This is a genomic window from Azospirillum baldaniorum (assembly GCF_003119195.2).
Classification (GTDB): Bacteria; Pseudomonadota; Alphaproteobacteria; order Azospirillales; family Azospirillaceae; genus Azospirillum; species Azospirillum baldaniorum.
Genome location: NZ_CP022253.1, coordinates 787,741 through 799,157, shown reverse-complemented (window position 1 = coordinate 799,157; position 11,417 = coordinate 787,741). Strand labels below are relative to the sequence as shown.

Sequence of the window (11,417 nt, the reverse complement as noted above, 5' to 3'; positions counted from 1 at the left end):
GTACGAGTGAGATGGTCCGCTTTGCGCCAGGAGCGGAAGTTAGACGGCGCCTTGATAACGGACGCTCGGATTGGCGCCCTCTCTCGGACATTCAGTCGCGCCGGTTCGGGCCCTGCCAATACAAGCTCATGAGATGTATCGGGACTTAACGACATTAAGGTATGGACAACCTCCGCCATCTAATTCAATCGAGCGGTTCGCATGTCTTTAGGATTCCCAAGGGGGTTGTGAGGCGGTAGGCTCTATCCCGGAAAGGGATCGCGATGCATCTACATTCTTACCGACTGCGGAATTTCCGCCGACTTCGTGACGTGCATGTTGAGCTTGCATCCGACATCTCCATTTTCGTCGGAGCGAACAACAGTGGGAAAACATCTGCCACGCAGGCGATGCAGATGTTTCTCTCCGGCAGCAAAAATGCCTTCTCGCTGTATGATTTCAGCTCGTATGTCTGGCCGTTGCTGGATGAGATCGGCGAACGAGAAGGCGAAATTCCAGAGGCCGAGTTTCCCACCATCTCGCTTGACCTTTGGTTCGAGGTGGGAGCGGAAGACCTCTATCTCGTTATCCCCATCTTGCCTTCGACCGCTTGGACCAGAACGCTCGTCGGTATCCGCGTAGAACTCGCGCCGAAGAACATCACCGAATTGATCCAGCGGTACCACGCCGCTCGTGACGATGGCCGGGCGAAGGCGGCGGCGCTTGCTGGTGGCGCAGGCGATTATGTGCCTTGGCCGAAATCGCTGTCGGCTTACCTGCTTAAGAGTGCGTAACAAAACCGGCTGGGAACGGTTGGTAGGGGCATGGCAGCCCCTCTTGTTTGCGACGCCTTGTGGGCGATCATCGAACCTCTGATCCCGCCGGAGCCGCCCAAGCCGAAAGGCGGACGGCCCCGGCTGTGCGATCGTGCTGCGCTGACCGGCATCCTGTTCGTGCTGCGCACGGGTATTCCTTGGGAGCTTCTGCCGGTGGAGATGGGCTGCGGCTCGGGTATGACCTGCTGGCGGCGTCTGCACGAGTGGCATCGGGCTGGCGTGTGGGAACGGCTGCATCGTGTGCTGCTCGACCGTCTCGGCTATGCCAACGCCATCAACTGGGATCGTGCGGCGGTGGACAGCGCCAGCGTCCCGGCAAAAAGGGGGGTGAGGAGACCGGCCCGAACCCGACGGATCGCGGCAAGCCGGGCTCCAAGCGCCACATCCTCGTCGATGCTAACGGCATCCCGCTCGCCCTGAGGATCTCGCCAGCCAACCGGCACGACAGCAAGCTGCTGGAGGCGCTGGTCGATGCCGTGCCGGCGATCCGCCAGTGTGCGGGCCGGCCCCGGCGGCGACCGGCCAAGCTGCATGCCGACAAGGGCTACGACTTCGCTCACTGCCGGCGGGCGCTGCGCCAACGAGCGATCATTCCGCGGATTGCCCGGCGTGGCGTCGAAAGCAGCGAGCGTCTCGGCCGATATCGATGGGTGGTCGAGCGTACGCTCGCTTGGTTTGCCCGCTTCCGCCGCATCGCCGTCCGCTACGAACGGCGCGCCGACATCTTCACTGCCTTTCACCATATCGCGGCCAGCCTCATCTGCTGGCGCTTCGTCCAGAGATGGTTCTGTTAGGCGCTCTAAGGAACTGAGACGCGAGTACGAGCTGCGCTACTTCGTCCTCGATCATAAGCGGTTTGATCCGAAATTTCAGGCGAAGGCAGGATATCAGCCGCTGCCGCTGGGCGATGAACCGGGCGGCGCTGCCGTGCTGAAATCGCTCATCAAGGTCGATTTCCTGAATGCGCAACGGCATCTCGCGGACCCATCAACGGTGTCCGGTGATCGTTCGGAGGATTTGTCGAAGCGTCTAAGCCGCTTCTACCAGCGCCATCTCGATCAGCGTCAGGACGACCATCAGGCGCTAAAGGCGCTGTTTGAGTCCGAGGTGGGCCTCGACAAACATCTTGCGGAGGTTTTCAAGGACACGTTGAAACGATTAAAGCACTTGGGTTACCCAGGCCTCAATAACCCAACGCTCGAAATCAAGTCAGCACTGAACCCCGCGTCCATCATGGCGCAGGACGCGCGCGTCCACTACATCGTGGGGGAGGGCGCGCAGAAGGTGGTTCTGCCCGACACCTACAACGGGCTGGGCTTCAAGAACTTAATTTATATGGTAATCGAGGTACTCGACCTTCAAGAGCGCTGGAAGGCCGAAGAGGAGGCGCGCGCTCCCCTCCATATCATTTTCATTGAGGAGCCCGAGGCGCACCTTCACGCGCAACTCCAGCAGGTGTTCATTCGCAATATTCTGGACTTGCTGGTCATTCCGGATGAGGCGGGGGGATCATTCTCCAGCCAGGCGGTTATTACGACGCACTCGCCACACATCCTATACGAGCGCGGATTTCAGCCAATTCGCTACTTCCGGCGCGATTTGATTGGAAGCGATCAAGTCACCGAAGTGCTCAACCTCTCCGCATTCTATGCGCAGGAAACAGAGCATCGCGATTTTCTGCAACGGTACCTAAAGCTCACCCACTGCGATTTGTTTTTTGCGGATGCAGCCGTGCTCGTGGAGGGCAACGTAGAGCGATTGCTGCTCCCGATTATGATATCGAAAGCGGCGACCTCGCTAAGGTCCTCCTGCATCTGCATTCTGGAGGTTGGCGGTGCCTTCGGTCACATATTCAAATCGCTGATTGAATTCCTAAGGATCGTCACGCTAATTATCACCGACGTCGACAGCGTTACCCTCTTGCCTGCCGATCATGACGGCGATGACGATGACAATGACGAGATTGAGGTCGAAGTCGAGACCTTGGAAGTGGAAGCTGTTGATGACTACGAGTTGTTATTGGTCGGTGATGCTCCGCCCGCGCCGGCTGGCGAAGCCGCCGCCCCTGCACCCGCCCGTCGCTACGGTAAGAAATGCCTTCCTGTAGCCGGAGCGGTCACTTCCAACCAGACTCTCGTGAAATGGCTTCCGGCAAAGCAATTGATTGACGATCTTTTCGCGGCGACGGAGCAGGAAAAGGAAACCCCGGCAGACGGCACGATCCGCGTCCGGGTTGCTTATCAGACGCCCGTGCCGATCATTTGGAAGGGTCATCACGCAAAGCTGGCCGGGCGGACTTTGGAAGAAGCGTTCGGGCTCGAGAACGCCGAATGGTGTCAGAGCGCAGAGCAGAGGAAATTGGGACTACGCTTACACGGTGCACTGGCTGATCCTGCAGCGCTGGCGGCGGGGCTTCACAAGCGGGTCAGTGGCGATAAGTTCGACAAGACCAAGTTCGCCCTTGGTGTGCTTACGGCCCGACCGGAAGAGTGGCAGGTTCCGGCGTACATTCGCGACGGACTCATTTGGCTCAAGGCACAAGTCGATCTCGAAGTTGAGGCCGAAATGGAAGGGGCCAGTGTCGATGAGTAGCCGCGCGCAACAGCCCGATACGCAGGCCGACGTAGATCTTCGGCATTGCCTGGCAGCACAGCCGCCGACCAGCTTCAACATGGTCGCCGGGGCGGGTTCAGGCAAAACCACGTCGCTGATCAAGGGGCTCGCCTCTATCATCGCCATCCACGGCGAGCGATTACGGCTACGCAGACAGCGCGTAGCTTGCATCACCTATACCGAAATCGCCGCCGGGGAGATTTGGGCAGACGTGGGGAACAACCCCCTCGTTCACGTCTCCACGATCCATAGTTTTCTTTGGTCGGTCGCGCGCAGCTTCCAGCCAGACATCGCCACTTGGGTCGCGAACAGGATCGGCGAGCGGATCGGAGAATTGCAGCACGCCGCCGCTAATTTTGGCCCTCGCGTTCAACAGAAAACGCGAGAGAAGAATGCCCACGATATCGTGCGCTACGAGCAACAGCGCGAGGCTATCACTCGAGTTCGTACCTTCACTTATGGAACTGGAAGTGATTATGCCAAGGGCATCCTCGGCCACGACGACATCATCAAGATGGCTTCGCAGTTGATGATCCATCGCCCGCTTTTCCGAACTCTCGTCGCGCAGCAATTTCCGTTCGTTTTCGTGGATGAGAGCCAGGATACGTTTCCCGTCGTCGTCGAAGCGTTAATGGCGGTCCAGCAGCAGGAGCAGGCCCGCTTTTGCCTCGGGTTCTTCGGCGACCCGATGCAGCGCATTTATCCCACCGGCATCGGTACGGTTCCCAAACCCGACGGTTGGCGAGCGATTCCCAAGCCGGAAAACTTCCGTTCACCGACCACGGTATTGAATCTCGCGAACGCCATCCGGCGTGACGGCGACGATTTGGTTCAGGTCGGTGGCCGGAAGAAGAAAAATGGCGAGGAGGAAGTGCCCGTCGTAGGTACGGCGCGACTGTTCGTCCTACCGACCGATGCCCATCGCGACGAACGCGTGGCGCAAGTTCGGGCGTGGGTTGCTAACGCTAATAATGACGAGATGTGGCAGCCCGCCGCCGAAAACGATCCGGTGAAAATGCTGGTAATCGTGCATCGCATGGCAGCGAAACGATTGGGTTTCGGAGACCTCTACGGCGCGCTTAACGACAAGGCGCCAGACGCCTTCAAAAACGGATTTCTGGATGGGACGGCTTGGCCGCTGCGACCGTTAATTTCGTTTCTTTTGCCGATTGCGGAGGCTGCCCGCGGCGGGCGGGACTTCGATACGATGCGGCTGCTTCGCCTCCATTCACCGTTGCTCCTGAAGGCCAACCTGCAAGGAGTGAACGTCGCCGAGCGACTCGATCAGCTTCAGACTGTGAGCAATCAGCTCGGTGAGCTGATGGGGCCGAAATCGCAGGCGACCATCCGTGACGTGTTGATGCTTGCCAAAGAATGCCGACTGGTGGCGTTTGACCCCCGGCTATCCGCTTACCTTGAAGATATCGCGGCGAACGAACCCGAGATCGAAGAGAACGAAGACGGCGAAGCGGAGGAGGAAGATCCTTCAATCGAGATCAGTTCGATGGCCGCGTTCCTCGCGTGCCCGGCCAATCAGCTCCGGCCTTATCAGGCTTACGTCAATCAGGAGTCGCCTTTCTCCACCCAGCAAGGCGTGAAGGGGGCTGAGTTTGATCGCGTGCTTGTTGTGCTCGACGACGACGAGGGCACGCACGTTCAATTTTCCTACGAAAAATACTTTGGGCTGAAGCAGCTTTCCGCGCGGGACAAAAAGACGCTGGAGGAAGGCGGTGAAACCAGCGTCGAGCGAACGAGGCGGCTCTTCTACGTTTGCTGCACACGCGCTCGGCAAGACCTAGTGGTCGTCCTTTTCGTAGCCGATCCCGCAGCGGCGATAGCGCATATTCGTGGGCTCGGGCTCTTTCCGGAAGCGGATATCCTCTCGCAAGATGCGCTCGCTTAGCTGCCGTCGCGGCTCGACGGCCGTTTCCCTGCTCGTGCCGCCCAAAGGCAGCCCGTCCGCTCCTGGCGCGCTTCAGACAAGGGCTGCGCTCACTCGGGCAACCCAGCCAGCCGCAGCCCCTTCGCAAACCGCGCGAGATCCTCGGGACGGTGAATCGGCAGCCACTCCTTGAGGGTGGAGACGCGCAAGGACGGGTCGAGCGCGCGCAGCTGCCGCATCGCCTGCCGCGCCTCCTCCGTCCGCCCACCGAGCGCGTGGCTCGCCGCCGTCAGGGCCATGGCGGACAGGAGGATAGGCAGGTTCCCCAACGCCTTGTCCGCCCAGGTCACGGCGGCATCGAAGCGCCCGGCGAAAAAATGCGCCAGCGCCGTCCCCGCCTGCATCCGGAACATCTCCGGGTCCAGCGGGCTCAGGCGGGCGGCATGGGTGAAATGCTCGGCCGCGCTTTCCGCTTCACCGCGGAAGACGCGCAGGTAGCCGCCGAGGAACCAGGCGGGGGCGAAGTTGGGGTTGAGCAGCACCGCCCGGTCGATGAGCGCGATGCCCCCGTCGAGATCGCCGACGAAGTGACCGAGCGCGTGCCCGGCCCTCGTCAGCGCGACCGCGTCGTCGCGGCCGAATTCCACCGCCAGCCGCGCCAACCGCACCCCCTCGCCGATCTCCCGGGGCCGGTCGGTCATCCAGCCATTAACCTTGCGCCAGAGATGGCACCAGGCCGCCCCGCCATAGGCCGAGGCGAATTCCGGATCGAGTTCGGTCGCCTTATGGAACAGGGGCAGCGCCGCGTCGATCGCCTCGCGGGTTCCGCTGTGCAGCTTCGCCATGCCGCGCAGGTAGTAGTCGTAGGCACCCAGGCTTTCCGTCGGCTTGCGCTTGGCGCGCTCGATCTCCGCCCGCTCGAGCTGCGGTGCGATGGCACCGACGACGCTTTCGGCGATCCGGTCCTGCAGCTCGAAGAGGTCGTCGAGCGTGCCCTCGAAACGCTCCGCCCAGAGATGCGTCCCGGTGGTCGCGTCGATCAGCTGCCCGGTGATGCGCACCTTGTTCCCGGACTTGCGCACGCTGCCTTCGAGCACGTAGCGGACGCCCAGCTCGCGACCCACCTCTGTCACGTCCACCGCCCGGCCCTTGTAGGCGAAGCTCGAGTTGCGCGCGATGACGAACAGCCAGCGGAGGCGCGACAGGGCGGCGATGATGTCCTCCACCACCCCGTCGGCAAAATAGTCCTGCTCCGGATCGCCGCTCAGGTTCTGGAAGGGCAGGACGGTGATGGAGGGCTTGTCCGGCAGGACCGGCCCGGACGGTGTCTCCCTGCCTTCGCTGGAGGCGCGGCTGGCGATGCCTGACCCGCCGGGCTGGGGTGTCTCCCCGATCGCGCCGACCCCGGCCGCCCCGACTTCGATCGCCCCGACGAAGCGGAAACCTTTGCGGGGGACCGTGCGGATCAGCCGCTGTTCCTCGCCATTGTCGCCGATGGCCTTGCGGACCGCGTTGATGTGGCTGGTGATGGTCGATTCCGAGACGATCCGTCCGTTCCACACCACCTCCAGCAGATCGTCCTTGCTGACGACGCGGTCGCGGTTGCGGACGAGATGCAGCAACAGGTCGAAGACCTGCGGGCCGACGCCCACGATCCGACCGCGCAGGGTCAGTTCCCGGCGCTCCTGATCGAGCTGATAGTCTCCAAACATGAAGCGCAAGGCCGGCTTCCCCCTGGGCCGTGCGCTCTCGGCTCCCTGTGTCCGGGACGACGGGCGAACGGTGCGCGCCCTTGATAGCACGGCAGCGCGTGGACGGAAAACCAAGCATCCTTGGAGGGCAATTCAAGCCAGCCGCAAGGACTTCCCCGGCGCGCCCGGGCACTCTCCCTTCCATCGGCGGCGCTGGTTTCCGTCGAGAGAAACGGAGAGCCCCCATGAAGATCGTCGTCATCGGAGGCACCGGCCTCATCGGATCGAAGCTGGTGAAGACCCTCCGCGAGCGCGGCCACGAGGCGCTCGCGGCCTCCCCGAACACGGGCGTGAACACCATCACCCGCGAGGGCCTGGTCCAGGCGATGGATGGAGCCGCCGTCGTCGTCGACGTGGCGAACGCGCCGGTCTGGGAGGACAAGGCCGTCCTCGACTTCTTCGAGACCTCGGGCCGCAACCTGCTGGCCGCCGAAGCGGCGTTCGGCGTCCGCCATCACGTCGCCCTCTCGATCGTCGGCAGCGAACGGCTTCCCGACAACGGCTATTTCCGGGCGAAGGTCGCCCAGGAAGCCCTGATCAAGGCTTCCGGCATCCCCTACAGCATCCTGCGCGCCACGCAGTTCTTCGAATTCGTCGGTGGGATCGCGCAGTCGGCCACCGTCGGCGGGGAGGTCCGCCTCTCGCCGGCGCTGATCCAGCCGATCGCCTCCGACGACGTGGTGGCGGCGCTCGCCGAAGTCGCGCTCGCGCCGCCGGTCAACGACACGCTCGAGGTCGCCGGTCCGGAGGCCATCCCGCTCGACGAACTGGTCCGGCGCTTCCTGCAGGCGACGAACGACACGCGCCAGGTCGTGCCGGACATCCATGCCCGCTACTTCGGCGACGTCCTCAACGACCAGTCGCTGACCCCCGGCCAGAACCCGCGCCTCGGCGCCATCCGGTTCGCGGACTGGCTCGGCCGGTAGGCCGCGCCCTGAAGGGCTTTGAAACCATCCGACGCCGGCCATGGGCCGGTGACGCGGAAACCGTCCTCTTTTGTTGTCCGGAAAGGCAAACATCATGACACGCATGGCTTGGCACGAGGTCGCGCCCGACGGCGCGAAGGCTCTGTTCGGCGTCCATCATTACGTCACGAAGAACACCAACCTGCCCGAGGAGCTCATCCATCTCGTGTTCCTCAGGGTCTCGCAGATCAACGGCTGCGCCCACTGCATCGACCTGCACAGCCGCGACCTGCGGAAGACCATGTCGGTCGACAAGGCCACGCTGGTGCCGGTGTGGGAGGAGGTGCCACACCTGTTCTCCGACACGGAGCGTGCGGCCCTGGCCTGGGCCGAGGAGGTGACCCGCATCAGCGAAACCCACGCGTCCGACACCGCCTATGCGGCGGCAGCGGCGGCGTTTGCGCCGAAGGAGCTGGTCGATCTCACCATCGCCATCGCCGCGATGAACGCCTTCAACCGGCTGGGTGCCCCCTTCCGCCTCCCGGTGGCCGCCAAGGCCTGAGCCGATGCGGACGGGAGCTGTGGCGATCGGTGGCGACGACGCTGGGACACCGCCAACAGGGAATGAGGGAATGGACAGGCTCGAGGATAGGGGGGCCGTCATCACCGGCGCAAGCGTCACCGGCAAACGCTCCGCGGTCGGCGCCGCGGCGCGCCCCAACAAAAGAAGGACGTTCGGCGTGCTGCTGTGCCTCGGCGCCGTGCTGGCCGCGGCGGGCGGGTGGAACTGGGCCCGTTCAAACAGCGGGACGGCGACCGACAACGCCTATGTCCGCGGCGACTTGACCTCGCTCGCACCCAAGGTCGCCGGCTACGTCACCGCCGTCGAGGTCGCCGACAACCAGACCATCGGAGCCGACGATGTCCTGTTCCGGATCGACGATCGCGATTATCGCGCGCGGCTTGCCCAAGCGGTGGCCAATGTCGAGGCGGCCCAAGCCCGGCTTACCAACGTCGATGCGGAGACCCGGCTTCAGCATGTCCTGATCCGGCAGGCCGACGCCCAGAGACGGTCGGCCATGGCCGAGATGACGCTCGCGGCCAAGGCCTACGACCGCCGCCGTGAGCTGATCCGCGGCAACGCCGTCAGCCAGGCCCACCTGGATGAAAGCGACGCGGCGCGCTTGAAAGCGGAGGCGGGCGTATCGGCCGCCTCGGCGACGGTCGAGGCCCAGCAGCAGCGCCTCGCCGTCCTTGCCGCGCAACGCGACGCGGCCGTCGCCGCCGTGGCGCAGGCCGAAGCCGCGCGCGACCTCGCCCGGATCGATCTCGAGAGCACCGTGGTGCGCGCCGGTCGGCGGCGCGGTCGGCAACCGTCAGGTCCGCGTCGGCCGCCTCGTCGTGCCGGGCGCCTCCCTGCTCGACATCGTTCCTCTCGACACTGTGTGGGTGGTGGCGAACTACAAGGAAACCCAGCTCGAACACATCCGACCAGGTCAGCGCGCCCGCGTCATCGTGGACGGCTATCCGGGCGGGACGCTCGACGGTGTGGTCGACAGCCTTGCGCCCGGCAGCGGGTCCGCCTTCAGCCTGCTGCCCGCGGACAACGCGACGGGCAACTTCGTTCGCGTCGTCCAGCGCGTACCGGTGAAGATCCGGCTCGCCAGCAACCCCTTGCCCGGCCGCCTCGTGCCCGGCCTGTCGGCGCGTGTCGAGATCGCCCAAGGAGGCAGCCAATGACCGCCGCCTCCACCGCCACGCCGGGCCGTGACGGGATCGCGGCCGACATCCTCCTCGTCGCCGGCATCCTGCTCGCCGCGCTGACGGAGGCGGTCGCCGGCACCGTCCTGTCGCTCGGGCGCGGCGACATCATGGGCGACACCCACGCGACCCCCGACGAGTTCGCCTGGCTGGACATCGCATACACCACGCTCAAGCTCATCGGCTTCCTGGCCGCCCCCTGGCTGATGACCCGCATCCCTCCGCGCGGCGTGGTCGTCGGCTCGACCCTGGTCATCGGTATGGCGTGCGGCATCGCCGCCGTGACCGATCGGCTGGACCTGCTGGTCGCCCTTCGCACCGTCCAAGGCCTCGCCGGCGGCACCTTGCTTGTTGGGGGACAGGCGATCCTTTTTCTCGCCTGCCCGCGATCCCGCCAGCCGGTCCTGCAAGCCCTGTTCGCCATGGGGGCCGTCGTCGCTCCCGCGACGATCGCACCGGCCTTCCAGGGGGCGCTGCTCGACAGCCAATCCTGGAGCTGGATCTTCCTCAGCGTCGTTCCGCTGGCCCTGGCGGCAACGGGACTTCTGCTGATCGCCGACGGACCGATGCCCGCCAAGGCCGCCTCCTGTCCTTTTGATGGAATCAGTTTCGCCCTGATCGCTATTGCGGTCTTCTGCGTCACTTGCGTCCTCAGCCAGGGCAGCCGGTGGGACTGGTTCGAGGAGCCCCGCATCCTGTGGCTAACCGTGACCGGCGCAGCCGCTCTGCTGGCCTTTCTTGGCCAACAGGCGTTGATGAAGGGCCAGGGCCTGCTCGACGTTTCCCTGTTCGAATCAGACGCCTTTTCCTTCGCCTTCATCGTCAGCTTCGTCGCCGGCGCCGCTCTGTTCGGAAGCGCATTCCTGATTCCGTCGTTCGCCCTGTCCGTCCTCGCCTTCACGCCCACCGAGGCTGGCCTGCTGCTGTTGCCGAGCGGCGCGCTTTTCATCGGCTCGCTCCTGATGGCCGCCTTTCTGATTCAGGTGCGCCGCGTCCCCCCATTCGCCACGGTGCCCTTCGGCATCCTGGCGATCATGGGCGCCATGTGGATGCTGTCCGGCTCGACCGCCGAGAGTGGTGCCGACGACATGATGGCGGCGATTCTGCTGCGCGGTCTGGGCCTCGGCCTCCTATTCCTGTCGATCACCCTCATCGCCTTCGGCAGCCTCGACCGCCGGACTCTGGCGGCCGGAATCGGCCTCTTCAACACGGGTCGCCAGCTTGGCGGCCTGATGGGAGTCGCGGCACTCCAGACCCTGATCGACCACAACGTCGCCGCCAACGTTGTGGCCCTCGGCGCCAACGTCACCGCGGGAGGCTCCATGCCCCTCGAGCGGCTGATGACCACCGCAGCCACGCTAACGGCGAAGGGGCTGGAGGCGGCGGCCGCGAGCCGGGCCGCGACGAGCCTTCTGAGCCGGACCGTGACGGGTCAGTCCACGGTGATCGCCTACGACACGGCGTTCACCGCAGTCGCCCTGCTCTTCGTCATCGCCGCGCCCGTGCTGGTCGGCATCAAGATCGGCCTCTCCCGCCGCAGGATGGCGCGCGCCGTGCGTCACCGTGGCGGTTGGCTCCCGCCGGCCCAACTCGCCAAGGCCCATGTCGGCGGCTGGCCATCAGCGAGACGCCATTCGGTTCATCGACCATGATCCTGGACGGCCCAACAGACTGGATCTCAACAACACTC

The 11,417-nt window shown here is 64.3% G+C and carries 9 protein-coding genes and 1 pseudogene; 9 read left to right on the top strand and 1 reads right to left on the bottom strand.

Annotated features, from left to right (window positions below; all coding sequences use genetic code 11):
* The first annotated feature begins 263 nt into the window (after positions 1-263).
* From Sp245p_RS03835 to Sp245p_RS03820, 4 genes are all read left to right on the top strand, one after another.
* The gene (locus Sp245p_RS03835) at positions 264-773 is read left to right on the top strand and encodes an AAA family ATPase (protein ID WP_082188187.1); all 510 of its coding nucleotides are present in this window, start codon (positions 264-266) and stop codon (positions 771-773) included.
* 30 nt (positions 774-803) lie between these two features.
* A protein-coding gene (locus Sp245p_RS03830; RefSeq protein ID WP_088123925.1) for an IS5 family transposase occupies positions 804-1,609 on the top strand; the annotation gives its coding sequence in 2 pieces (ribosomal slippage) (positions 804-1,131 and positions 1,131-1,609; 807 coding nt in all).
* 133 nt (positions 1,610-1,742) lie between these two features.
* Positions 1,743-3,407, top strand: a complete 1,665-nt coding sequence (locus Sp245p_RS03825) for an ATP-dependent nuclease (RefSeq protein WP_014241475.1) — start codon at positions 1,743-1,745, stop codon at positions 3,405-3,407.
* Positions 3,400-5,331 carry a UvrD-helicase domain-containing protein gene (locus Sp245p_RS03820; protein WP_041811253.1) on the top strand — a complete coding sequence of 644 codons (1,932 nt, stop codon included), beginning with the start codon at positions 3,400-3,402 and terminating at the stop codon, positions 5,329-5,331. The genes Sp245p_RS03825 and Sp245p_RS03820 overlap by 8 nt, the downstream gene beginning before the upstream one ends.
* A gap of 89 nt (positions 5,332-5,420) precedes the next feature.
* On the opposite strand, the gene Sp245p_RS03815 is transcribed toward Sp245p_RS03820, so the two are convergent.
* The gene (locus Sp245p_RS03815; RefSeq protein WP_244439413.1) at positions 5,421-7,022 is read right to left on the bottom strand and encodes a winged helix-turn-helix domain-containing tetratricopeptide repeat protein; all 1,602 of its coding nucleotides are present in this window, start codon (positions 7,020-7,022) and stop codon (positions 5,421-5,423) included.
* Positions 7,023-7,246: 224 nt separating this feature from the next.
* Between Sp245p_RS03815 and Sp245p_RS03810 the strand changes: the two genes are divergently transcribed.
* The 5 genes and pseudogenes from Sp245p_RS03810 to Sp245p_RS35595 all read left to right on the top strand — a co-directional run bounded on the left by Sp245p_RS03810 (position 7,247) and on the right by Sp245p_RS35595 (position 11,379).
* Positions 7,247-7,987 carry an SDR family oxidoreductase gene (locus Sp245p_RS03810; RefSeq protein ID WP_014241482.1) on the top strand — a complete coding sequence of 247 codons (741 nt, stop codon included), beginning with the start codon at positions 7,247-7,249 and terminating at the stop codon, positions 7,985-7,987.
* A gap of 94 nt (positions 7,988-8,081) precedes the next feature.
* Positions 8,082-8,528, top strand: a complete 447-nt coding sequence (locus tag Sp245p_RS03805; protein WP_014241483.1) for a carboxymuconolactone decarboxylase family protein — start codon at positions 8,082-8,084, stop codon at positions 8,526-8,528.
* A gap of 4 nt (positions 8,529-8,532) precedes the next feature.
* A pseudogene (locus Sp245p_RS36640) lies at positions 8,533-9,153 on the top strand (HlyD family secretion protein); the annotation flags it as partial.
* Between the two features lie 214 nt (positions 9,154-9,367).
* The gene (locus Sp245p_RS35600; RefSeq protein ID WP_476998022.1) at positions 9,368-9,706 is read left to right on the top strand and encodes an HlyD family secretion protein; all 339 of its coding nucleotides are present in this window, start codon (positions 9,368-9,370) and stop codon (positions 9,704-9,706) included.
* Positions 9,703-11,379: an MFS transporter gene (locus Sp245p_RS35595; RefSeq protein ID WP_014241484.1), complete on the top strand. Its 1,677-nt coding sequence runs from the start codon at positions 9,703-9,705 to the stop codon at positions 11,377-11,379. The genes Sp245p_RS35600 and Sp245p_RS35595 overlap by 4 nt, the downstream gene beginning before the upstream one ends.
* Positions 11,380-11,417 lie beyond the last annotated feature (38 nt).

Bases quoted from the DNA above. Each gene is read 5' to 3' on its own strand.
- Sp245p_RS03810 (WP_014241482.1), top strand. From the start codon at position 7,247: ATGAAGATCGTCGTCATCGGAGGCACCGGCCTCATCGGATCGAAGCTG.
- Sp245p_RS35595 (WP_014241484.1), top strand. From the start codon at position 9,703: ATGACCGCCGCCTCCACCGCCACGCCGGGCCGTGACGGGATCGCGGCC.
- Sp245p_RS03820 (WP_041811253.1), top strand. From the start codon at position 3,400: ATGAGTAGCCGCGCGCAACAGCCCGATACGCAGGCCGACGTAGATCTT.
- Sp245p_RS03805 (WP_014241483.1), top strand. From the start codon at position 8,082: ATGACACGCATGGCTTGGCACGAGGTCGCGCCCGACGGCGCGAAGGCT.
- Sp245p_RS03815 (WP_244439413.1), bottom strand. From the start codon at position 7,022: ATGTTTGGAGACTATCAGCTCGATCAGGAGCGCCGGGAACTGACCCTG.
- Sp245p_RS03835 (WP_082188187.1), top strand. From the start codon at position 264: ATGCATCTACATTCTTACCGACTGCGGAATTTCCGCCGACTTCGTGAC.